The 23,677-nt window shown below is 46.9% G+C and carries 17 protein-coding genes; 12 read left to right on the top strand and 5 right to left on the bottom strand.

Features of this window, described 5'->3' with window-relative positions:
- Window positions 1-115 precede the first annotated feature (115 nt).
- Window positions 116-4,849 carry a glutamate synthase-related protein gene (locus ACE1CD_RS02540; protein ID WP_374821372.1) on the bottom strand — a complete coding sequence of 1,578 codons (4,734 nt, stop codon included), beginning with the start codon at window positions 4,847-4,849 and terminating at the stop codon, window positions 116-118.
- 971 nt (window positions 4,850-5,820) lie between these two features.
- Here ACE1CD_RS02540 and ACE1CD_RS02545 point away from each other — a divergent pair.
- The 11 genes from ACE1CD_RS02545 to ACE1CD_RS02595 all read left to right on the top strand — a co-directional run bounded on the left by ACE1CD_RS02545 (window position 5,821) and on the right by ACE1CD_RS02595 (window position 16,964).
- Window positions 5,821-7,839, top strand: coding sequence for a phosphodiester glycosidase family protein (locus ACE1CD_RS02545; RefSeq protein ID WP_374789472.1), 2,019 nt, complete (start codon window positions 5,821-5,823; stop codon window positions 7,837-7,839).
- 385 nt (window positions 7,840-8,224) lie between these two features.
- The gene (locus ACE1CD_RS02550) at window positions 8,225-8,650 is read left to right on the top strand and encodes a cupin domain-containing protein (RefSeq protein ID WP_190475532.1); all 426 of its coding nucleotides are present in this window, start codon (window positions 8,225-8,227) and stop codon (window positions 8,648-8,650) included.
- A gap of 118 nt (window positions 8,651-8,768) precedes the next feature.
- Window positions 8,769-9,149 (top strand): HesB/IscA family protein, encoded by a 381-nt coding sequence (locus tag ACE1CD_RS02555; protein WP_374821375.1) that lies wholly within the window; start codon window positions 8,769-8,771, stop codon window positions 9,147-9,149.
- A gap of 112 nt (window positions 9,150-9,261) precedes the next feature.
- A complete protein-coding gene (rpsL, locus tag ACE1CD_RS02560; protein WP_190475536.1) occupies window positions 9,262-9,648 on the top strand; it encodes a 30S ribosomal protein S12 in 387 nt (128 codons plus the stop codon).
- Between the two features lie 359 nt (window positions 9,649-10,007).
- Window positions 10,008-10,478 carry a 30S ribosomal protein S7 gene (rpsG, locus tag ACE1CD_RS02565; RefSeq protein ID WP_190475546.1) on the top strand — a complete coding sequence of 157 codons (471 nt, stop codon included), beginning with the start codon at window positions 10,008-10,010 and terminating at the stop codon, window positions 10,476-10,478.
- Between the two features lie 90 nt (window positions 10,479-10,568).
- The gene (gene fusA, locus ACE1CD_RS02570) at window positions 10,569-12,647 is read left to right on the top strand and encodes an elongation factor G (protein WP_374821378.1); all 2,079 of its coding nucleotides are present in this window, start codon (window positions 10,569-10,571) and stop codon (window positions 12,645-12,647) included.
- 106 nt (window positions 12,648-12,753) lie between these two features.
- Window positions 12,754-13,983: an elongation factor Tu gene (gene tuf, locus ACE1CD_RS02575; protein ID WP_374789467.1), complete on the top strand. Its 1,230-nt coding sequence runs from the start codon at window positions 12,754-12,756 to the stop codon at window positions 13,981-13,983.
- A 133-nt stretch (window positions 13,984-14,116) separates the two neighbouring features.
- Window positions 14,117-14,434: a 30S ribosomal protein S10 gene (rpsJ, locus tag ACE1CD_RS02580; RefSeq protein ID WP_190475552.1), complete on the top strand. Its 318-nt coding sequence runs from the start codon at window positions 14,117-14,119 to the stop codon at window positions 14,432-14,434.
- Window positions 14,435-14,569: 135 nt separating this feature from the next.
- Complete coding sequence (locus ACE1CD_RS02585) at window positions 14,570-15,211, top strand: LON peptidase substrate-binding domain-containing protein (protein WP_374789465.1); 642 nt, start codon at window positions 14,570-14,572, stop codon at window positions 15,209-15,211.
- A 104-nt stretch (window positions 15,212-15,315) separates the two neighbouring features.
- Window positions 15,316-16,170, top strand: coding sequence for a hypothetical protein (locus tag ACE1CD_RS02590; protein ID WP_374821381.1), 855 nt, complete (start codon window positions 15,316-15,318; stop codon window positions 16,168-16,170).
- 89 nt (window positions 16,171-16,259) lie between these two features.
- A complete protein-coding gene (locus ACE1CD_RS02595) occupies window positions 16,260-16,964 on the top strand; it encodes a PEP-CTERM sorting domain-containing protein (RefSeq protein WP_374789461.1) in 705 nt (234 codons plus the stop codon).
- A 14-nt stretch (window positions 16,965-16,978) separates the two neighbouring features.
- Here the strand turns inward: ACE1CD_RS02595 and ACE1CD_RS02600 are convergent, their stop codons facing one another.
- Window positions 16,979-18,379: a hypothetical protein gene (locus ACE1CD_RS02600; protein ID WP_374821384.1), complete on the bottom strand. Its 1,401-nt coding sequence runs from the start codon at window positions 18,377-18,379 to the stop codon at window positions 16,979-16,981.
- Between the two features lie 110 nt (window positions 18,380-18,489).
- Entirely contained in the window at window positions 18,490-19,335 is an 846-nt protein-coding gene (pheA, locus tag ACE1CD_RS02605) for a prephenate dehydratase (protein ID WP_374789559.1), read from the bottom strand.
- 261 nt (window positions 19,336-19,596) lie between these two features.
- Between pheA and ACE1CD_RS02610 the strand changes: the two genes are divergently transcribed.
- Entirely contained in the window at window positions 19,597-20,196 is a 600-nt protein-coding gene (locus tag ACE1CD_RS02610) for a DUF1997 domain-containing protein (protein WP_374789458.1), read from the top strand.
- Here ACE1CD_RS02610 and ACE1CD_RS02615 read toward each other — a convergent pair whose 3' ends face one another.
- Both ACE1CD_RS02615 and ACE1CD_RS02620 read right to left on the bottom strand, forming a co-directional pair.
- Window positions 20,197-20,808: a ribonuclease HII gene (locus ACE1CD_RS02615; RefSeq protein WP_374789457.1), complete on the bottom strand. Its 612-nt coding sequence runs from the start codon at window positions 20,806-20,808 to the stop codon at window positions 20,197-20,199.
- A 64-nt stretch (window positions 20,809-20,872) separates the two neighbouring features.
- Window positions 20,873-23,098, bottom strand: a complete 2,226-nt coding sequence (locus ACE1CD_RS02620) for a ribonuclease E/G (protein ID WP_374821387.1) — start codon at window positions 23,096-23,098, stop codon at window positions 20,873-20,875.
- Window positions 23,099-23,677 lie beyond the last annotated feature (579 nt).

The raw sequence follows: 23,677 nt of genomic DNA on the forward strand, positions 1-23,677 counted from the left end.
TTCTATTATCACCACAAAACGGGAGAGCCCAATAAACGATCGGAATTAGATTTGATGGTTTGACATTTTTTGAGAAGTGGGATTTGTTGAACAAATCCGACTTCTACGTTGGCAATCAAACCTTCAAACTTTCAATGCTGTCAACAGATGGATTTACTTCTGGAGAATCGGCTTCTGAAGGAGGCACAACTTGCCAGAATTTGGGTAAATATTCTGTCCAGTTCTCCAGAATTGTCATAGCTTTTTGGCTACCAGTGCGATCGGCATGAGCTTGGATCAGTTCCTGCAATTGCGCTTCTCCCACAGGCGATATCACCCGTTGAAACTTGACAATTTCGGGGTTGACTTTTTGCGCGAAACTGCCATCTTCATCGAGGAAGTAAGCCAAACCGCCCGTCATCCCAGCGCCCACATTGCGACCGACTTTGCCCAAGACTACCACAATGCCGCCAGTCATGTACTCGGAGCAGTGGTCGCCGGCACCTTCAATGACTGCTTTGCCTGCGGAGTTCCTCACTGCAAAGCGTTCGCCGGCTTGACCTTTGGCAAACAATGTGCCGCCAGTTGCACCGTACATACAGACGTTACCGACGATCGCTGCTTGGGATGGGTCATAGGTAGCATCTGCTGGTGGCTGGATGATAATTTCGCCTCCGTGCATACCTTTGCCTACATAATCATTCGCTTCGCCTTCCAAGCGCAAAGTTATGTTCGGCAAGTTGAATGCGCCAAAGCTTTGCCCCACAGAACCGACAAAGTTGAGGGTAATTTGACCGCCAAACCCATTATTGCCGTATTGGGAAGCGATCGCACCTGCTAATCTCGCTCCAACGGTGCGGTCTGTATTCACCACCGGCAGCGAATGCTCGACTTTGCTTTGGTTGCGGATAGCGGCTTGAATCTCTGCGTTTTGCAACAGTTCGTCATCTAAAACAACTCCATTGCTGTGAACGGGTTCGTGGTTTAACCAGTCGCGATGGGATCGCGTATCCGGTAATTGGAGCAAACAATCTAGATTGAGGGATTGGGTCTTTGTTAACTGGATACCATCTCTAGTTTTGAGTAAGTCAGCACGTCCGATGACTTCTTGTAGCGATCGATATCCCAAATGCGCCAGAATACTCCGCACTTCTTCTGCCACAAAGTAGAAGAAGTTGACTACGTGTTCCGGTATACCAGTAAACCGCTTCCGCAGCGCTTCTTGCTGCGTCGCCACTCCTACGGGGCAGTTATTTGTGTGGCAGATGCGAGCCATGATGCAGCCTTCTGCAATCATGGCGATCGAACCGAAACCGTATTCTTCGCCGCCCATCAAGGCACCCATCACGACATCCCAACCGGTCTTGAAGCCGCCATCTACCCGGAGGATAACGCGATCGCGCAATTGATTTTCCATCAGCACGCGATGCACTTCTGTCAATCCGAGTTCCCACGGAGAACCTGCGTGCTTAATTGAACTCAGCGGTGACGCTCCCGTACCGCCATCGTGACCGGAAATTTGGATAATATCGGCATTTGCCTTCGCCACACCAGCCGCTACAGTACCGATGCCGATTTCTGCTACCAGTTTTACAGATACAGGCGCTTTCGGATTGATTTGGTGCAAGTCAAAAATCAACTGCGCCAAATCTTCAATTGAGTAAATATCGTGGTGCGGCGGTGGGGAAATCAAGGTCACTCCAGGTTTAGATCGCCGCAACATAGCAATGTAAGGGCTCACCTTTTTACCCGGCAGTTGCCCCCCTTCACCCGGCTTCGCGCCTTGCGCCATCTTAATTTCGATTTGCTTGGCGCTCATCAAGTACTCCGGCGTCACCCCAAAGCGACCCGATGCTACCTGCTTAATTGCACTCGATGCTGTATCGCCATTCCGCAGACCTTTCAGGTGTGGCAAAGTGGGAGAAAAGCCTTTCTCATCCACATCATCCAGAACTTTGTAACGCACCGGGTCTTCGCCACCTTCACCGGAATTCGACTTACCGTTAATGCGGTTCATCGCGATCGCCAGTACCTCGTGTGCTTCTGGCGACAAAGCACCCAGAGACATTCCTCCCGTACAGAAGCGTTTGGCAATTTCTTCGACTGACTCCACTTGTTCGAGAGGTATCGGATCGCGATCGCTCTTAAATTCCAGCAAATCTCGCAGTGCTGTTACCGGACGCCCTTCCATATATTTGCGGTAAACTTCGTAGTGGTCGGACGCTGGGGAATTTTGGATTTTGGATTTTGGATTTTGGATTGTCGATTTTTCTAAATCCTCTGCTTTGAAAGCAGCAACAGCCTTATGTAGTGCCTTGGCCATTTCCGGGCTGTTCATGTGGTACTCTCCACCGGGACGGTACTGCACAAAGCCGAAATTCTCTAACTTCTTAATTGTCAATTCTGGGAAAGCTTTGGAGTGAAATGACAGCACCTCGGAAGCTAGTTCCGCTACACTCAAACCGCCGATCCGAGAAGCAGTACCTTTAAAACCCAACTGCAACAAATCCGCACCAATACCGATCGCCTCAAAAATTTGCGCTCCCTGGTAGCTTGATAGCAGAGATATCCCCATTTTCGACAAAATTTTCAGCAGACCCTCTTCTACAGCTTTGCGATAGTTTGCTTCTGCTTTGATTAACGTAGATTGGGTAATTTTGCCCCGTTCCATCATCCCTTGCGTTTTGGGGTTATGCCACCAAGCCCGCACTGTTTCCAAAGCTAGGTAGGGACAGATTGCACTTGCGCCGTAGCCAATCAAACAAGCAAAGTGATGCGTGTTCCAGCACTGCGCTGTATCCACTATTAAGCTGGCTTTCATCCGCAAACCTTCGCGAATCAAGTGGTGGTGTACTGCCCCCACCGCCAGGAGAGGGGGAATATACGTCAGTTCTGCATTCAGATTGCTAGATTTATCGCTCAATATTAAAATCTTCTTGCCATTTTGCACTTCTTGTGCTGCTTTGGCACACAAAGATTTGACAGCGGCTGCTAAACCTTCCGGCCCTGCCGCGATTTCAAATAAAGTAGATAAGTCGGCTGTGGCAAATTCGGAGGCGCGAATCGCATCCAATTCTGTCTCGTTCAGTATTGGCGATTCCAACTTCAGTAAGTGGGCATATTCGGCGGCAGCTCGCAACAAATTGCCCTTTTCGCCCAAATACATACTCAGAGACATGACCAGTTTTTCCCGCAGGGGATCGATCGGCGGGTTAGTAACTTGGGCAAACCGCTGCTTGAAATAGTCATACAGCAAATGCGGCCTGACGGACAGCACTGCCAAAGGAATGTCATCCCCCATACAGAAGGTTGGTTCCTTCGCTGTAGATGCCATTTCCTCGATAATCATTTCCACATCTTCAATGGTGTAGCCAAAGGCGGTTTGATGGCGCAGTAAAGTAACGGCATCTAATAAAGATGTTTCTTTTGCAGATTGGGGAGTCAGAGAAACGCGGGATTTCAACCATTCGCCATAAGGTATTGATGAGGCAACGCGCTGTTTGATTTCCCAATTTTTGAGAACTTCGTGGCTTTCCAAATCAACTGCGATCGCTTGACCGGGGCCAAGGCGACCTTTTTCGACAATATCCGCTTCTGGGATATCCACCACACCGGCTTCCGATGCCACTACAATATAGCCATCGCGGGTAATCGAATAACGCGCCGGACGCAAACCGTTGCGATCGAGCGTAGCGCCCACTTTCTTACCATCGCTGAACACCAGCAAGGCGGGGCCGTCCCAAGCTTCCTGAATGCCGCTGTAATATTCGTAAAAATCGACAATTTCGGGATATTTATCCAAATCTGGCTGGTTTTTGTAAGCTTCCGGCACCATCATCATCAATCCTTCCAAAGGACTGCGCCCGGACTGCACGATTAATTCTAGGACGTTATCCAAGTTAGCCGAATCGCTATTTTCGGGATTGACAATCGGCTTCAGGTCATTTAACCTTTCGCCCCAAATTTCGTGAGATAAATCGGCTTCCCGCGCCACCATCCAGTTAATGTTACCCAGAAGGGTATTGATTTCCCCATTGTGTCCCAAAAAGCGCATCGGTTGCGCGAGAGGCCATTTGGGCATGGTATTGGTGCTGAAGCGACGGTGATAAACTGCAAAACTACTCGTGTAAGCGGGATTTTTCAGATCGACGTAAAAATCTCCCAACACAGCCGATCGCACCATACCCTTGTAAACTATTGTGCGACTGGAGAACGAGCAAACATAGAAATCCGTGCTGATTCCCGAAGGCTTTTGACCTTCCAGGTTGTCTGCTTTTAAAGTTTTTTCAATCCGCTTGCGAACTACAAACAAGGCGCGTTCTAAAGCATCCCCGCGCAGTTGTTCGCTTTTTACCAATAATTGTGCGATTTTAGGTTGATTTTCTCGTGCTTGAATTCCCAGCAATTCTGGCTTAACGGGTACTTCCCGCCAACCTAATAAAGCAAATCCCTCTTCGGTTAAGATACGCTCAACAACTTGGCGATCGCCAGCAGCTTTTGTGGCATCTTGGGGTAAAAACACCATACCCACGCCAATGCCATCTGTGGATGGCATTTCCAACTTATTTTCTGCAAACCACTGACTCAATAATTCCCAAGGAATACCCGTCATTAAGCCAGCGCCATCTCCGGAATCTCGATCGGCGCTGCAACCGCCTCTATGTTCCAGACAAGTAAGAGCAGCCAAAGATTTGGCAATTAACTCGTGGCTTTTCAAGCCATCTTTATTGGCGATAAAGCCAACGCCACAAGCATCTCGTTCTTCCACCAACCATCTTTGGCCCTGATAACCGACTGCCGCGTTTTGGTTTTGGTGCGATCGGTTTTCTGCTTCGTTTCGAGCTGCGGTCTTATTTATGGAATGATTCATGTTGGTTAAACTCAATAATTCAATCATTGACGAAAAGAATTTGAAATTGCAGATTTGAGATTTCGACTTATTTAAATTTGAAATCTTAAATCTAAAATTTGCGGAGTAGAAACTTCACACACTTGCGTCTCTACTTCTGTCAGGCTCTGCCGTTGTTATGGCGATCGTAAAAACTTATTTAATCGTAGGGTGGGTTAGGCGCGGGCGATAATTTACGTATTTTCAAGCAATAATTAAGTTCCCACACCGTCACCCACCATTCCACATATCTGTAAAATCTACAAACATTTTCCACCATAAACCCGAAAGAGCAGGTACGCCTCGTCGCCAATCTGCCACTTGCACCTCTTATATCTGGTATCTTTTGATTCTTATCGGAACGACGCATTTCAATCGAACACTCTGTTTCTTTTAATACCTTGATATGCTTCTTTTTGGGCTTTCAGAGAAACCTCGCCCCAAAAATAAACTAATGATTTTACGGTTAACCTCTTCTCTAAACCTGGTTGAGAAGGAGATTCAGGCAAGATAGCAGAATAAGATATTATACAAAATACGCTTCTGTGGCAATCCCCAATTTGCAGGGTGTCTTTACGCGCTTATCTTAGCGATCCTATCCTGCTGTAAGCTTACCCGCGAGATTCTTTTTCACTGGCGGGGTAAGGAGTTAAGCCGATCCGATCGTACCGATCGCAACTTTTGTGCAGTTTAAGCAAAATGGTGACAGCCGATCGAGTGAGTCTGCCATAAAATAGGTATCACTTTTTATTATGAGCCAGGGCCAAAAAATAGATCGCGTATCAAGTCATGCTTTTTTGATAAAGGCGATAAGGCTTTGGCTCATAGGACAGCAATATTTCAAGTTGGCGCATAAGTCCGGTACTCACAGAGGTTAGTTCTTAGCGGTTAGCTCAAATACAACGGAGAATAGGAACACAAAAGTTTTATTCCCATTCCCGATTCTCATTGGCATGGTTTGGTATCTCAAAAAACGACTTTCTCGTTTTCTTTTTCGATCTCCTTTGCGCTTGTATGGCAAAAACCTGTGGCGCAAGCGCCGCCAACTGGCGATAATAGCCACAATCGGCATATTGCTGTGGGTGGCAACTTCTTTCTTGAAAAAGGAGGAACAGCTGGTTTCGGCAAAACCGATGACCGTACTGACCCAAGAATTGCCGATTCCCCTTCCCAAAAGATCTTCAGGGCAATATAAGTTGCTGCTACAGGGCGATCGAATCTCCTTAAACGGACAAACTTGGCCCGCAACTTGGAGTAAGTGGCAAATTGGCACAAATCGAAAGCCTCACATTGCTATAACCGATGCAGGTTTAAAGCAAGCAATGGGAGTAGAGTTGTTAAGTTCCTGGGATTTGACCAAGCAAGCAGTACAGTGGTTTACCGATCCCTCAGCAGAGCGGCTGACTTTTCCTACTTTACTGACAAACCAATATCGATATTTAGATATTACCGATTTTGCCGATCGCCTGGGTTGGCAAATGCTCTTTGATGGCACAACCCTACGAATCAAGTCACCTCCCGCTACAGTAACGAACATTCAGCAAGAACAACCCAGCAAAAACGGCGAAGTTGCAACACCGCATCGCATCATCTTGGATCTCGATCTTCCCACGCCCTGGCAAGTCAGCCAACAAGGTGCTGTTTTGAGTCTGCATATCGATGCAGCTGCTGCACCGGGACTGATGGAGCGTTATTATCCCAAACCTCCGGAAGCAACAACCGACGAGCAAGGGTTCCCTTTACCATACGCTACAACAGAGCCTATACCGCCGCCAAACCCCGGCCTGCCATTGAGAATCGAAACAAGCCAGAACAAAACCACCATCCGAGTTGATATCCCTCCAGGTCTGCATCCGCGCATCTGGAGTGTACCCGCTCCTTATCGCTTAGTTATAGACCTAGCTACTGATGAAGTTATCGTAGAACGAGACATTATTTGGGCGACCGGATTGCGCTACAGGCAGCAGATGTTGAGCTTGGGCTCGTCTCAGTTCCCAGTAGTGTGGCTGGAGATCAATCCCCGCCAATCCATAATGTTAAGACCGATTTGGAGCAATCCCGATAGTTTGGTGGGAATTACTCCCTTAGTTGAACAAGCTAAGCAATGGCAGGTGGCAGCTGCGATTAATGGTGGCTTTTTTAATCGCAATACCCAATTACCGTTGGGAGCAATTCGTCGCGATGGTTTATGGCTATCCAGTCCAATTTTAAACAGAGGTGCGATCGCCTGGAACGATAGCGGGGAAGTGAAAATCGGACATCTCAGCCTTCAGCAAGTATTAATTACTTCTACGGGTGAGCGTTTACCTGTGCTTTCGGTTAATAGTGGCTACTTGCAAGCCGGTATTGCCGTACATACCCCTGAGTGGGGGTCTACTTACGTTCCTTTAACCGAAAATGAGACAATTATCACCGTCCTTGACGATCGCGTTATCAGTGTAGAACCATTCAATCGCATTCCCTTGCTGGGTAATGCCGTCAGCAAAACTTCTTTCCCCATTCCAGCTGAAGGCTACCTGCTAGTTGTACGAGATAATAGCAGCGCCGATATCCTTCCCGTTGGCACCATTGTCCGCCTGGAAAGTTACCCCGTTCCTCTGGAGTTTGACCGCTACCCGCAGGTTATGAGTGCAGGGCCACTTTTACTGCAAAATCGTCAAATCGTGCTGGATGCCAAAGCCGAACAATTCCGGGATAACTTTATCCATCAAGCCGCACATCGCTCCTGCATCGCCACAACTGCCTCTGGTACTATCTTGATCGTGGCTGTCGGCAACCGCATCGGCGGCCCTGGCCCTACTTTGAATGAAATTGCCGAACTGATGCGGCTGATGGGAGCAGTAGACGCTCTCAACCTCGATGGCGGTAGCTCTACCAGTCTTTATCTTGGGGGCCAACTGCTCAATCGATCGCCTCGTACTGCTGCTCGCGTCCATAATGGTTTGGGCGTGTTTATCCAGACCGATCGATAATTCAGGGATTGGGCAATTTTGGATTTAAGGAAAAAAGGGAGAATAGAGGCTCCCAGTGGCGATCGGAAAAACTTATTTAATTGTAGGGTGGGGGACGGTACGGGCGATAAATTCAGTGCCTAACCCACCATCATCCTCATCTGTAACAAAAATGAACTTTTTTCACCATAAACCCGAAAGATCCCTTAACTATTTAAAATTTCTTTAAAGCTGAAAAATCCTAGATGAAGAGTTGATATAAGTTACCAGTTTCAAGTACTTGGGCAGTGACAGCGAACGGGTGGAGTTTGCTATGTTTGGCAAAGGTCTACCATTACTGGGGATCGTCTGCCTTTGGCAACTCCATATTTTGCACAAATAATTCATCATACTCAAGGAAGAAGTTATGGCTCAGCATCAAGAAATTTCCCAACTATCCCCTTTACACACATCGTTTCCTGCAACATCAAATCCAGTTGCTGCCACAGAACTGCGTCCTTGGGGTTCTTTCACCACTCTAGAAGAAGGACGCGGTTACAAAATCAAACGCATTGAAGTCAAGCCAGGTCACCGCCTCAGCCTACAGATGCACCACCACCGCAGCGAACACTGGATAGTGGTTTCAGGCACAGCGAGAGTTACTTGTGGCTCAGAAGAAAAGTTACTCAACAGTAATGAGTCAACCTATGTTCCCCAGTGTATGTCTCATCGTCTGGAAAATCCTGGTGTGATTCCCCTGATTTTGATTGAGGTGCAAAATGGAGAATATCTGGGAGAAGACGACATTGTGCGCTTTCAAGATGACTATGCCCGCGTCAAGGCGGATAAGTAAAGATAATTTGACGTCGATCGTTCATTGTTCGTAGTTCTTAGCTTATGATTGAGGGATCTCGATCGCGCTTCAAGCTTGTCCCCATCAACAACGAACAATTTTAATCTGATAGCAAAGAATGATAAATATCAGCAAAGCCGCAGCAAGTGAAGTAAAGCGCCTTAAAAGCAAGCTAAAAAAGCCAAATGCCCTATTCAGGCTGAAAATTAATGCAGGGGGCTGTGCTGGGCTGTTGTATGCAATGGAATTCGACGATGCGATCGCACCCGACGATATCATTTACGATTGCAACGGTTTGCAGGTAATCATACCAGCTGACAACTGCCAGTACGTTGAGGGGCTTACCTTAGATTACTCTGAAGATCTCATGGGTGGTGGCTTTCGTTTTCACAACCCAAACGCCACTCAAACCTGTGGCTGCGGTAACTCCTTCTCTGTTAAGCCCACTTCTGGAGCGGCTTTAAATATGGCTGCTCCAGAACAAACATTCGATATCTGAAGTACGAACATCACCTACAGTTCTTGCGTCGCTTGACAAAAATTTAATAAAAGCGATACAATCTGCATTTGTGGTTAATTTTAAGCAGCCAAAAACTGTAGACTTAGAGGTCATGCCCACCATCCAACAACTAATTCGCGACGAACGCCAGAAAGCGCGTAAGAAAACAAAGTCCCCAGCATTGAAGAGCTGTCCGCAGCGGCGTGGGGTCTGTACAAGAGTTTATACAACAACTCCTAAAAAACCTAACTCAGCGCTACGCAAAGTAGCCAGGGTGCGCCTCACCTCCGGCTTTGAAGTAACGTCTTATATACCGGGTATCGGTCATAATTTGCAAGAACACTCAGTTGTAATGATTCGGGGTGGTCGGGTAAAAGACTTGCCAGGTGTGAGATATCACATCATTCGCGGTACGTTAGACACTGCTGGTGTAAAAGACCGCAAGCAAGGACGTTCTAAGTACGGCACAAAGCGTCCCAAGGCAGCAGCAGGTAAGTAAAGAAGGTAGAGAAGATTGTTTTCATGCCTGCCCTGCTAAGTTTTTTCTCCCAAGCGGTTGCAAAAGAGATATCTGTCCGATCGGACAAAATGGCGTACTCATTTCCATCAAGCTGAACGTCATAGGACAAAATGAGTACAAAAAATTAGCTCGCTAAAGTGTTGTATCATTTAACACCCAACAGAAAGAGCGCAGCTTCAGTAACTTACCAGCTTGCCATAAAGTCGGAAAAGACTGAGTAAAATTTGTAACAGCAGGTAAAGTGGGGGCGGGCAGGAAAATCTGACTGCCGTTGAGAAAAAGTAGAAATCGATCGCGTCCAAAGCATAAAGTTTAAAGTTTGATGAAGAAGGCTTAATATGTCTCGTCGTGCGCTCATTCAAAAACGTCCCGTACCGCCAGACGCCATGTATAACAGTCGCCTGGTCAGCATGATGATTCGGCGGGTAATGAGAAGTGGAAAAGAATCGGTGGCATCGGGAATCGTTTATGATGCCCTTAAGATAATCCAGGAACGGACAGGAGGAGATCCGCTAGAAACATTTGAGCGGGCTGTCCGGAATGCCACACCTTTGGTAGAGGTAAAAGCTCGCCGCGTAGGTGGCGCTACCTACCAAGTGCCAATGGAAGTGCGTGCAGATCGCGGTGCAACTTTGGCGTTGCGCTGGTTAATTCAATTTTCCAGGTCGAGAGCCGGTCGGACAATGGCCAGCAAACTGGCAAACGAGTTAATGGATGCTGCCAACGAAACGGGCAGCGCTATTCGCAAGCGGGAAGAAACACACCGGATGGCAGAAGCAAATAAAGCTTTTGCCCATTATCGGTATTGATTTCCTCACTCGCTGAGGCAACAGAAAAGTATAGAATCTTAACAGAGAGTTACAAAATTATAATCTACGGCAACAACCAAGGAGGTAGCCGTGGCACGTACCGCCCCGCTTGAAAGAGTACGCAACATCGGGATTGCAGCCCACATTGATGCGGGCAAAACAACAACAACAGAACGAATTCTGTTTTATTCCGGTCTGGTTCACAAAATTGGCGAAGTCCACGAAGGAACCACAGTAACTGACTGGATGGAGCAAGAGCGGGAGCGAGGAATTACCATTACTGCTGCCGCTATTAGCACCAGTTGGAAAGACCACAAAATCAACATTATCGATACACCAGGTCACGTAGACTTCACGATTGAAGTCGAACGTTCCATGCGGGTTTTGGATGGAGTAATCGCTGTATTCTGCTCGGTGGGTGGAGTGCAGCCTCAATCTGAGACTGTGTGGCGGCAGGCAGATCGGTATAACGTGCCTCGGATCGTCTTCGTCAACAAGATGGATCGGACTGGGGCAAACTTTTACAAAGTGTACGACCAGATCCGCGATCGCGTCAGAGCAAATGCTATACCGATTCAGCTTCCCATAGGAGCCGAAAGCGAGTTCCAGGGAATTGTAGACTTGGTACGCATGAAAGCTTTGATATACAAAGACGATCGCGGAGAAGAAATCGAGGAAACAGAAATTCCAGCGGAATTAAAAGCTAAAGCAGAAGAGTTTCGCGTCAAAGTAGTGGAAGCAGCCGCCGAAACAGATGATGCCTTAACTGAGAAATACCTCGAAGGCGAAGAATTAACTGAAGAAGAAATTCGGAACGGGATACGCAAAGGCACGATCGCAGGCACGATTGTACCCATGCTGTGCGGTTCCGCTTTCAAAAACAAAGGTGTTCAACCGCTGTTAGATGCAGTGATCGATTACCTACCCGCGCCAATTGACATTCCACCAATCAAAGGTCAGTTGCCAGACGGCAGCGAGGTATTGCGGCGTTCTTCAGACGACGAACCGCTATCAGCCTTGGCGTTCAAGATTATGGCAGACCCCTACGGTCGCCTCACTTTCATTCGCGTCTACTCCGGCGTCCTCAAGAAAGGCAGTTACGTTCTTAACTCAGTGAAAGGGAAAAAAGAACGGGTGTCTCGCCTGATTGTATTGAAAGCAGACGATCGGATTGAAGTAGACGAACTGCGAGCGGGCGATTTAGGTGCTGTTCTGGGTCTTAAAGATACTATTACTGGAGATACTCTTTGCGAAGAAAGCTCTCCAGTCATCTTAGAATCCCTATTCATCCCCGAACCGGTCATCTCTGTTGCCGTAGAGCCAAAAACCAAGCAGGATAGCGAAAAGCTCTCCAAAGCATTACAAGCTTTGTCAGAAGAAGATCCGACTTTCCGCGTCCGCATCGACCAGGAAACCAACCAGACTGTGATTGCCGGTATGGGTGAATTGCACCTGGAAATTTTGGTCGATCGAATGCTGCGCGAGTTCAAGGTAGAAGCAAACGTCGGTGCGCCACAAGTAGCCTACCGCGAAACCGTTCGCAAACCAGTCAGCAGAGTAGAAGGCAAGTTTATCCGCCAAAGTGGTGGTAAAGGTCAGTACGGTCACGTAGTCATCGACCTACAGCCAGGAGATCCGGGTAGCGGATTTGAATTTGTCTCCAAAATCGTCGGCGGTGTTGTACCGAAAGAGTACATCAATCCTATTGAACAAGGCATAAAAGAAACCTGTGAATCAGGGGTTCTGGCTGGCTATCCGCTGATTGATGTCAAAGCAACTTTAGTGGACGGGTCTTACCACGACGTAGACTCGTCGGAAATGGCCTTCAAGATCGCAGGTTCGATGGCACTGAAAGCAGCAGTACAAAAAGCTTCACCGGTGCTGTTGGAGCCTATGATGAAAGTTGAGGTTGAAGTTCCCGAAAACTTCTTGGGAGATGTAATGGGAGACCTCAACTCCCGTCGCGGTCAAATCGAAGGGATGGGCTCCGAACAGGCAATTGCCAAGGTAACTGCAAAGGTACCACTGGCAGAAATGTTTGGCTACGCCACGGATATCCGGTCTAAAACACAAGGCCGGGGCATCTTCTCGATGGAGTTTAGCCACTACGAAGAAGTGCCTCGCAACGTGGCTGAAGCTATCATCGCCAAGAGCAAAGGGAACGCATAACGATTTGAGATTTGAGATTTTAGATTTTTAGATTGAATTAAATCTAACAACTAAAATCTTTCATCTCGAATCGATACTCGATAAAAGGAAAAGGAATATCTGATTCATGGCACGCGCAAAGTTTGAACGGAATAAACCCCACGTCAACATCGGTACGATCGGTCACGTAGACCACGGCAAAACAACTTTAACAGCGGCAATTACAATGACCCTAGCAGCGCTGGGTCGTGCAAAAGCCAGAAAATACGATGAGATTGATGCCGCGCCGGAAGAAAAAGCGCGGGGTATCACTATCAATACCGCTCACGTTGAGTACGAAACCGAAAATCGGCACTATGCCCACGTAGACTGTCCGGGACACGCTGACTACGTGAAAAACATGATCACCGGTGCCGCTCAAATGGATGGAGCTATCCTGGTGGTGTCAGCCGCTGATGGCCCGATGCCGCAGACGCGGGAGCATATTCTACTAGCTAAGCAGGTAGGCGTACCCAACATTGTCGTCTTCTTGAATAAGAAAGACATGGTTGACGATGACGAACTGTTGGAACTGGTAGAACTGGAAGTCCGCGAACTTCTGAGCTCATACGACTTCCCAGGTGACGATATTCCCATCGTGGCAGGTTCCGCACTGCTGGCCCTGGAAACGATGACCAAGAACCCCGCCACGAAGAAGGGTGACAATGAGTGGGTTGATAAAATCTACGCACTCATGGATGCGGTAGACTCCTACGTTCCCACACCAGAACGGGAAATTGACAAGCCTTTCTTGATGGCAGTAGAAGACGTGTTCTCGATCAGCGGTCGCGGTACTGTGGCGACAGGCCGGATCGAACGCGGTAAGGTTAAGGTGGGCGAAACAGTTGAACTGGTTGGGATCAAAAACACTCGCAGCACAACCGTTACGGGTGTGGAAATGTTCCAAAAAACCCTCGACGAAGGGATGGCAGGAGATAACGTAGGGCTGCTGCTGCGCGGTCTGAAGAAGGAAGATGTGGAACGGGGTATGGTGCTGGCAAAGCCCGGTTCGATTACCCCTCACACTCAGTTCGAGTCGGAAGTGTATGTGCTGACCGAAAAAGAAGGCGGTCGCAAAACACCGTTCTTCGCAGGCTATCGTCCTCAGTTCTACGTGCGGACAACCGATGTAACCGGTACCATCAGAGCTTTCACGGCTGATGATGGTAGCACCGCCGAAATGGTGATGCCGGGAGACCGGGTGAAAATGACGGTGGAACTGATCAACGCGATCGCGATCGAACAAGGTATGCGCTTCGCTATTCGCGAAGGCGGTCGCACCATCGGTGCAGGTGTCGTTTCTAAAATCCTCAAGTAGAAGCGTCTTCACATAAATCCGGAGCAGAAAGCAATTGCTTTTCTGCTCCTTTGCCATCCCTCTAATAAATGAACAGCCGTATAATGACGGCTCTAGCAACTACCGAGTAAATTCAGAACCTAGACAATTAAACATGGCCACACTTCAGCAGCAAAAAATTCGTATTCGTCTTAAAGCTTTCGATCGCCGTCTCCTCGATACTTCTTGCGAGAAGATTGTCGATACAGCCAATCGTACTCAAGCTACTGCGATCGGTCCGATTCCCTTACCAACGCGGCGGAAAATCTATTGTCTGTTGCGTTCGCCTCACGTAGATAAAGATTCGCGGGAACATTTTGAAACTCGGACTCATCGCCGGATTATCGATATTTATCAACCTTCATCGAAGACTATTGATGCTTTGATGAAGCTCGATTTGCCCGCAGGTGTAGACATTGAAGTAAAACTTTAATCGGCGCATCAATTAATTTTTTTCCAGTATGCCTTTTAGGATAAGTTCTAAAAGGCTTATTTATTAAAAGTTTATTGCTGTTTTATAGTCTAGATCCGCTAAAGTAGTTAAAGAAGCGCCGTTACCGACTGTACTATGGCCCCCTCTTCCTCAATTGCTGTGCGAGAGCTTCCACTTTTCCCATTGCCGGAAGTAGTTTTGTTTCCAGGTAGACCTCTGCCGCTGCATATCTTTGAGTTTCGCTACCGAATCATGATGAATACGATTCTGGATAGCGATCGCCGTTTTGGGGTGCTGCTGATGCAACCGGACGGCAAACCAGCCTCTGTGGGGTGCTGCGCCGAAATTATTCGGTTCCAGCGTTTACCAGACGATCGCATGAAAATATTAACCGTAGGACAGCAGCGGTTCCGCGTTCTGGAATTCGTCAGAGAAAAACCCTACCGAGTTGGTTTGGTCGAATGGATCGAAGATAACCCACCGGAAAAAGAATTAAATTCTTTGGGCGCAGAGGTCGAACAACTCTTACGGGATGTAGTGCGTCTTTCGGCTAAGTTGACAGAACAGAATATAGAATTACCCGATGATATCCCCAGTTTGCCCAGAGAATTATCTTATTGGGTCGCCAGCAACCTTTACGGTGTCCCAGCAGAACAGCAATCCCTGCTAGAAATGCAAGATACTGCGGCGCGACTGGAACGCGAAGCCGAAATTTTGACTTCGACTCGCAATCACCTTGCAGCTCGTACTGTGCTTAAAGATACCTTAAAAAACTGAAAACTAGAAAAATTACTGAAAAACCGGGTTTCTCTAATGTTTTAGAAACCCGGTTTCTAATTAGTTATACCCTGTAATATATAGCGAGTTTTGAAAATGAAAAAATGAATGTAAAAGATAGTGAAATTATTGAGAAAATTGCCCAACTTCTCGAAAATTTGCCTAGCGATTACCTCCTACAGCCAGATCTACTGACGGAAGATCAAATTAATGAATGGTATCAACTCAAAAAAGATAACCTTTTGATTGCGAAAGCTTGGCGATCGCATTTTAATAACCAGGAAGATTATTTCCTTGATGAAGCTGTCGATAAAAAAGAAATTTCTATTCATAAACGCGATTTAATTCTGCTGATGGTAAGACAGTATAAAGCTCGGTGGCAACTTTGTAACGTAGCAGAAAAATATGTTAAAAGCTACCATATTAAATTACAAAAATTAACGAAGCACCTAGAAGTTTTACCTAAACCTATTCTCCGCGTATGGTATAAGTTTTTCCAAAATGTGTCTTTAAAAGAATATCCTTTTCAATCCCCTTATGAGCTGTTCGCCAAGACTTTACTAGAAGAAAAGAACGAAGTTTTTACTTGTACTTTTAGCTACTACGAAGTACCAGTTAAAAAGTGGCGACAAGCAACTAAGCAAATTACCAATATTTTAGGTAGAAGCGAAATTGATGGCACTTACCCTCAACTCAAAACCGCAGAAGTTGAAAAGCTAAAAAGCAACCTAGTTTGGGATAAGCTTAGTTTTTCTTGGCTGGGACTAACTCTCTTAGTATGCCAACTGGAAGCACCAAAAGATAACTTACTCAGGGAAAAGCTAATCGCATATAACCAATCTCTCAAAGAAGCACTAACGCTAGCAGTTACAGCCAGCCGCAAACTGCGAGGTTTTGCGTGGAAAAAAGGAAAAATTGTTTATGCGTCTGGGACTGGCGGAACTTATCCCGAAGCTTAACAAAACTTCATATCTGGAGCGCACTCGATCGCCAGCTAGGAAAGCTTACTTAAACTAGCAAAGAAATTAATTTTTCCTCGCTTTTACCTATGCTGAATAACAACTTTCAGAGATTCCTAGTTGTCACTACTGGGGCAGTTTTATGTTTGGCAGCTATCCAAACTAACCCTGTCCAAGCAGCAAGTTTTACCACTCTTTTCTTTGAAGATTTTGAATCGAATCTCTCTGAATGGACGGGAAAATATAACAGTACACATTACGGGGCGATCGTTAACGATCCGTTGGAAAAAGATAAAGCGCTCTCTTTTACCAGCCTCAAAAGTGGTGGTGATATTTTTTCCCGTCAAAGTTTCATCAGCCCTTCACAAACTTACCGATTATCTTTCGACTATCTCGGTTTACCAAAACCCTGGAGTCGGTCAAATGATTTAGGAGGTTTTCTAGGATATCGCACTACCTTGTCGGGAGATGCAGATTCATGGTTAGCTGGAACAAGCCGCAACTCGATTAAATTATCACCAAACTTCTTGGAATTACCAGACACAGGAAAATGGGAACCTATTTCGATTGCATTTACTTCAAGTAAAAGTATCCAGTTAACTCTGGAAGACTACTTTTATTCCTGGGGAGTTGCTGGCGATGTTTATTTCGACAATATCCATTTAGAAGCAATGGTTCCTACAAGCAAATCCGTTCCCGAACCTACGGCTGTGTTCGGGTTACTCACAGTCACTACTTTTAGCCTTGTATCAATGGTGAAGAAAAAAATAGCTTTTGCAAAGGTAAGCAGATAATTACTCAGCAAGCGTTAACGAGTTTCCCGATCTAATTGATAGAAACCGTACCAATTGAGCGCTGCTAACCAAGCCACGGAGAGCAAACCTGCCAGACTTAAAGTTAAACCGCTATAGGGTACTAATAATCCTAAAACTGGCAGGACTCCTCCCGCAATGGTACTAATAAAAGCCGCAAGGGAAGCACGCCAAGTTTTTCCCAATCCCCAAGACACAACTAAAAAGAACAGTGAAATTGCTAACCAAGCTAATTGGGAATCGATCGTTCGGCTGAAGTAAGTCAATGCGAGGATACAGGCAAAAAATAAGCCACCTGCGATCGTCACATCCCGCAGACTCATCGGTAAAGATAAGTACAGTAACAATAACCACCAGAGAAATAAAGCGGGAGCGAGCAGTAACAAGCGTGGCAAAACTCCCGTATTCCGCACTCTGCTAGTAGCGGTAAACACACCAAATGGGTTGAGAACCGAAACATTGCCGTCAAATACCCAGGTAAATCTCGTACCTCGTTCCTCCACCTTGGCTTCAGTTGGGACAATGCCACTAGCAAAATCAGCTCCAGGAAAATTAGCCAGCACGCTCAGGCGAAAATTAGAAAGTAACTGTCCATTAGCGTTATAGACCCAGCGTGGCGCTCCTTGTGCTTGATAGGTGACTCGAAAGCGCGTTTGTTCTCCTGGCCCAAGTCGAAAGGGAAAGGCATAGTCACCTGGATTAGATTGTGGGAGAATTTTACCGTTCTGCTCAACTTTGAAGTTTTGCAACAGCGAGTAGCTATTGGGCTGAGGTATTTCAAAGAAAAAATTCTGAGCTTCCCTGAGTTGGTTGGTAACTTGATAGTCGCCGTTAAAGTTGACGCGATAAATAGCGCGATCGCTCTTTTGCGGATCTAAAGTTTGGTCGATCTTGACCTCAATTTGGGAACCGGCGACTGTGAGAAAACGGGTAACAGGTCGCGTCTCCTGTACGCGCACCAACCTGTTGCCAACTTGAGTATTGTAGGAGTACGGTTCTTGAATCACGTAGCGCACTTGAGGTGCTGTTTGTTCTAACCTTTCTCCCGCAACGCTTTCCGCCACCTGCGCGACTCGTGCTTGTTCCCAAAAGTGGTAACGAGTGCCCAAAGTGGAACAAAGAAAGAAACCTGCGATCGAAAGGATAAAGACCAAGCCTGCGTGCAATAGCAGTCGCAGTAATACAGAATAACCCACTAACCATTGCCCCAACATATCACCTGTTTCCGATTCGTCTCGGCGGTGAGAAAAGTTGAGTGCGGCTAGAACAAGGCCCATAAACCCTACTAAGCCGACCAGTATGAGGAACGTGCGTAGCACTTTGGCCCCAAATTGAATCAGCTCAGAGGGTTGCGTGAGGTCGGGTAAGCCAGGAATACCTTGGGCAACTTCAAACATGATTAATTTTTTGCTAAAAAATATAAATTTTCTCAGAGCTTAGAATGGAAGACTGATCAAGGTTATGAGGAGTTTCTTACAGCCTTTGCTAGGTGAGTTTGCCTATTGAATTAGGAATCAATATTCAGAATACTGTAGCAACCAAAAATCTTTAGGGTTTCGGCGTGGTCTGCTAATTCGGTTAAAGCAGATTTGACTAATGGCTCATTAGCACCAGCTTCTAAGTCTATAAAAAAGAGATATTCACCTAGCGATCGCTTAGTCGGGCGCGACTCAATTCTGCTAAGATTGATATTTCTTTCGGCAAATACTTGCAGCGGTTTAGCAAGAGCTCCCGGTAGATTAGCCGGAACGCTAAAAGCTAGCGAAGTGCGATCGCCGCCAGGAGAAGGTTGTAAACTAAGTACCCAGAACCGCGTGTGGTTACAGGGATAATCATTAATTGGACTGGCAAGAATAGGTAGGTTGTAAAGTTGGGCAGCCCTCAGAGAAGATATTGCCCCAGCTGTACTATCTGTCTCCAGATAACGTAGCGCCTCCGTAGTAGAATTCATCGGCACCAACTGAACAGAGGGTAGAAATTTATCCAGCCATTCTTGACATTGAGCCAAAGCTTGCGGGTGCGAGTAAACAGTTTCAATCGCCTGTAAACTACCCGCACGCGACAGCAAAGCATGAGAAATCGGCAAAACTAAAGCTTGTTGAACTTGGAGCGTATCTAACCGCCAGAGTGTATCCAGTGTCATAGTCACACTGCCTTCTAGCGAATTTTCCACTGGCACAACGGCTAGATCTACTTGCCCAGATGCTGCCGCTTGAAGTGTTTGGGCAATGCTCGGATAGGGACATAACAAGGATTTTTGGCCTTTTTCCTGACTTAGCCAGTTAGCGTAGGCGACGGCAGCTGCTTCTGCATAAGTGCCGATCGGTCCCAGATGTGCGATCGATATCGATATAGTCATAAAGTTATTTTCTCAGCTTCTTAACCTTTCTTTGGTGGGTCCAGAGTACCCAGTCCTCTTGTGAATATTGCAGACGATCGGCTGAGGTATACAGAAAGATTCAGAAAAATTTCAATATACCGAATCCCACAACAGTCTACTATTGCCAGCCGCAAACCAATGGTATGATTAAGACTTGCAACCGGATGTTTTAAGAACTGTAACGTAAAATTAATTAATAGACATAGAGAAAAAACACTCTGTACCCTTTTACCTATGCACACCCGATTTGTCGCTTCCCAAACTGTTGAAATTGCTGTCCCAGAGCAACCGATTCCGATCAAGCATTATTTGCGTCAGCCTCAACGTCTTGTGAATGCTCTAGTCGATCCAAGTCGGATCGCACAATTGGGCGAGGAAATTTTTCGCTTAAAAATGCGCCCTCTCCACTTCATGATGTTAACAATTCAACCCACAGTAGATATGAGGGTGTGGACAGAAGCAGATGGCACAGTTCATTTAGAGTCTGTGGGCTGTCAAATTGTGGGTATTGAATATGTAAATCAACGCTTTGCCTTGAACTTGAAAGGAAGACTGTCTCCTTCGCAAGTGAAGGGATTGACTTATCTGAAGGGAAAAGCAGATTTAGAAGTACAAGTTGAGCTACCACCTCCATTTTGGTTAACGCCCAAACCAATGTTGGAAGCTACCGGCAACGGTCTACTTAAAAGTGTATTGTTAACTGTAAAACATCGGTTAATGCACCAATTGCTGCTGGACTATCGTAAATGGGCAACTGCTCCAGCTTTGGGAATAGAAAACAGAGAAAATACTTCCTTAATTCCCACTTCCCAGACTCCAGTTCCCAGCCCTTAGTCACTGGCGACAAGGACGAAAAGAGAGCCGATGCCAGCCTGAAGGACCATATTCTGCCAGAGCTTTTATATGTCGAGCAGTACCGTAACCCTTGTTGGCGTCTAGATCGTATTGTGGGTATTTACGAGCCAACCGATGGATGAGATCGTCTCGCCATACCTTAGCCAGAATACTAGCAGCGGCGATCGCTACCAACTTTTCATCTCCCTTCACCACCGATTGTTGTGGCATCGGTAAATCCGGAAGAGCCCACTTGCCATCAATCAGACAAACAGTGGGCTGCACCTTCAGTTTGATTACAGATCTCCGCATCGCCAACAACGATGCTTGTAGAATATTGAGGCGATCGATTTCCCGGACGGAAGCTATACCGATTCGGTAATCTAAAGCTACAGCCCGAATCCGATCGGCAAACCTCCTTCGTCCAACATTAGTTAGTTGTTTGCTATCTTTTATACCCGCAGCAGCTAATTCTGCCCAGGCGGCATCCGGTAAAATTACAGCTGCCGCCACTACAGGGCCGAACAAACAACCTCGCCCGACTTCATCAACACCTGCAACCAGTTCGCTAGAGAGGGAGTGGGGAATTGCTTCCACGATTGGCTCCTTCATTTTCACTTTTTTATCGCCCATTCCCCATTAGCTATTACCTATGAGTAATTAGCAAGTAGCAATTTTACCGATCGCTGTCACCGTCAGTAGCCGAGGAGCGCCGACGACGCCGACGCCGCAGTAACAAAGAATCGCCATTATCCGATTCGCTCGATGAGATCGCTACAGGCTCAGGATCGGGATCGACACTTTGCTCGATGCTGTCTGTATCTTGGATGTCGAACGATGGCTCGGAGTCAAAACTTTCCTCATCAGAGAAGTTAGGAATTCCCCTCTCTGGTGCTTCTGTATAATCGCGATCGATCTCCTCTGTTCTAGATTGAGGCGGTTCAAAAGCAACATCTTCGTCTGCTTGTCCTGGCAACTTCACAATTACAGTTGCGGCTTTGGGATTTTTAAGTTGGCGATTTAAACGTACCAGAGGCGACACACCCATAAAAGCATAAACTTGCTGTTCCTCTGGCGTCATTTCTACAGAAACGATTTCCGGCGGTACAGTTTCTGGCTTCACAGGACGCTCTATGCGCGAGCTGTCGAGGCGAAGTCCTTTCGGCCCTGTTGGCGAAAACACCTTTGAAGGCAAAGGTTCTGGCTCACTCATCCATTTGGAATCGGTTGATATGGAGCTAGGCGATTTAGTGGGAGACACAAACTCATTCGGCTTGGGCGACTCTTCTTCCAAACGTCCACCTTCACCAATACCCAGGCGGCGACGACGGCGACGGCGAGAGTTGGCTCCCAAACCGCGTTCTTGATAGTTGGGATGATTCATCATATCCATGTCAAGATCGGAGCCGGGAGCCATATCGTCTGCATAACCCTCTGCATCCCAGTAGTTATCCTGTCCGGCGGTTTCTCGCACTACTTCGCTTTGTCCGTAGGGTGCGGGTAGTACGGGACGACTCTGGAAGGAAGCAGATCCAGCAGTTTCTGGAATTTCATCTGCCGATGGGAAGATGCGTTCCCGCAAGGATGGTGACGCGGATTCGCGAACTGGCAGTATCGCTGTTTCGCGTTCGCGTGGCGGCTGCAATGGAGATTCGCGATTAGCGGCTTCTCCGGGTAGATGTACTAAATGACCCAATCCGCCGCAAGTAGCGCAAGGACGACCGAATAGTTCGTAAATGTTTTGGCCTTGCCGCTTGCGCGTCAGTTCCACTAAGCCGAGTTCGGAAAGCTGGGCAATTTGGGGTCTTGCTTTGTCAAATTTGAGCGCTTTGTTGAAATGTTCCAGTACCTGCAACTGGTCGCGGCGCGAATCCATATCGATAAAGTCAACAATAATTACACCAGCCAAATTCCGCAGGCGCAGTTGGCGGGCAATTTCTGTAGCGGCTTCGCAGTTTGTCCACAAAACTGTCTCCCTAGCTGTAGCCGATCGCGTAAAAGATCCGGAGTTGACATCGATCACGGTTAGCGCTTCTGTCGGCTCGATAATTATATAACCTCCAGAAGGGAGATCGACTCTGGGTTTAAGAGCTTCTTTAATAGCCGCGTTGACGCGGAAATATTCCAAAACCGAGAGGCGATCGCGGTGCTGATCGATCAAAACTCCTTGCGGTGTCCTTCCCCCACTCCACGTCATTAAATGTTGCTTCACTCGCTTCACACCAGTGTGCGAATCTACAACGATGCGATTTACATCCTCGCTGTACATATCTCGCAGTACGCGCTGGACAAAATCATCATCTCGATTCAGCAATGCGGGTGCCCGCGTTGAGATAGCTTCTTGTTGAATAGCTTCCCACTGTTTTTGCAGCGCTTCCAAATCTTCTATAATTGCTTCTTCTGGGCGATTTTCTGCTTCTGTTCGGACTAGCAAACCCATACCTGCCGGTTTGAGCAGAATCGCCAATGCTCTGAGGCGATTGCGTTCGCTTTCACTTTTTATCCGCCGCGATAAATTGACGCCTCGGCCAAACGGCATGAGTACTAAATAGCGTCCGGGTAAGGTAATATTGCCAGTCAGTCTGGGCCCTTTGTTTCCGGTCGGCTCCTTCATCACTTGTACTAAAACTTTTTGCTGGGGTGTTAGCAATTCTGTAATTGCTCCAGCAGTACGTTTTAGGCGCAACGGCCCTAAATCTGATACGTGAATAAATCCGTTGCGTTCCGGGTCTCCAATGTTAACAAAAGCCGCATCTATACCAGGAAGTACATTTTCTACAATGCCTAGATAAATATCACCAACTTGGTGATTTCCCGTGGCAACAACTAATTCTTGAATTTGATCTTCGGAAAATACAGCAGCGATGCGATGCTGCTCAGCGATAATAATTTGCTTTGGCATTCAAATTCCTCAAAAATTAGCAATGCTCGATCGTTCATGGTTCATCACAATTTCCCCATGAGCAATTCTCCAATGAACAATCGTTAAATTTGCCCCTGTAGGTGGGTAGGGGTTTCCTCTGTTGTACGGATTTGTAACAATGGTTTTAATAACCACATCTGTGGTAATAAAACAAACCTGTTAAAAAAATCCGTCTTTAAAGGAGTCACAAGGTCGTGTTTATCAATTAAGGTGCGTAGTACCCTTCTATGCAGATTAGGCACTAATATTTCGCTTTTGACGAATTAGGAAGTCTCAAAGTTCTGCGGGAGTCAGTTTTAGCCAGCATCCGTTATTTCTTTATTAACGGTGGCACCCTTAAAGGCTGCTTCAGCGTGCAACTGATTCCGATATTGGGCTCGTAGGCGAGTCATATTTTTAACCGATTCAACGAGCCAACATCTAAAAGTATCTCGACGTGAGCTACGCCAAAGGGAATGAGATTATGTTACCTACCCCACCCTACATAGAGGGTTTCGCCCTACAGTTAGTATTGGGTTAGAGAAGGCAAGCGCTTGCAGCCGATTCTTTTAACTGTTG

This window comes from Aerosakkonema sp. BLCC-F183, from assembly GCF_041929145.1.
In the GTDB taxonomy this organism is placed as follows: Bacteria; Cyanobacteriota; Cyanobacteriia; order Cyanobacteriales; family Aerosakkonemataceae; genus Aerosakkonema.

Bases quoted from the DNA above. Each gene is read 5' to 3' on its own strand.
- ACE1CD_RS02540 (WP_374821372.1), bottom strand. From the start codon at position 4,849: ATGAATCATTCCATAAATAAGACCGCAGCTCGAAACGAAGCAGAAAAC.
- ACE1CD_RS02545 (WP_374789472.1), top strand. From the start codon at position 5,821: ATGGTTTGGTATCTCAAAAAACGACTTTCTCGTTTTCTTTTTCGATCT.
- ACE1CD_RS02550 (WP_190475532.1), top strand. From the start codon at position 8,225: ATGGCTCAGCATCAAGAAATTTCCCAACTATCCCCTTTACACACATCG.
- ACE1CD_RS02555 (WP_374821375.1), top strand. From the start codon at position 8,769: ATGATAAATATCAGCAAAGCCGCAGCAAGTGAAGTAAAGCGCCTTAAA.
- rpsL (WP_190475536.1), top strand. From the start codon at position 9,262: ATGCCCACCATCCAACAACTAATTCGCGACGAACGCCAGAAAGCGCGT.
- rpsG (WP_190475546.1), top strand. From the start codon at position 10,008: ATGTCTCGTCGTGCGCTCATTCAAAAACGTCCCGTACCGCCAGACGCC.
- tuf (WP_374789467.1), top strand. From the start codon at position 12,754: ATGGCACGCGCAAAGTTTGAACGGAATAAACCCCACGTCAACATCGGT.
- rpsJ (WP_190475552.1), top strand. From the start codon at position 14,117: ATGGCCACACTTCAGCAGCAAAAAATTCGTATTCGTCTTAAAGCTTTC.
- ACE1CD_RS02585 (WP_374789465.1), top strand. From the start codon at position 14,570: ATGGCCCCCTCTTCCTCAATTGCTGTGCGAGAGCTTCCACTTTTCCCA.
- ACE1CD_RS02590 (WP_374821381.1), top strand. From the start codon at position 15,316: ATGAATGTAAAAGATAGTGAAATTATTGAGAAAATTGCCCAACTTCTC.
- ACE1CD_RS02595 (WP_374789461.1), top strand. From the start codon at position 16,260: ATGCTGAATAACAACTTTCAGAGATTCCTAGTTGTCACTACTGGGGCA.
- ACE1CD_RS02600 (WP_374821384.1), bottom strand. From the start codon at position 18,379: ATGTTTGAAGTTGCCCAAGGTATTCCTGGCTTACCCGACCTCACGCAA.
- ACE1CD_RS02610 (WP_374789458.1), top strand. From the start codon at position 19,597: ATGCACACCCGATTTGTCGCTTCCCAAACTGTTGAAATTGCTGTCCCA.
- ACE1CD_RS02615 (WP_374789457.1), bottom strand. From the start codon at position 20,808: ATGAAGGAGCCAATCGTGGAAGCAATTCCCCACTCCCTCTCTAGCGAA.
- ACE1CD_RS02620 (WP_374821387.1), bottom strand. From the start codon at position 23,098: ATGCCAAAGCAAATTATTATCGCTGAGCAGCATCGCATCGCTGCTGTA.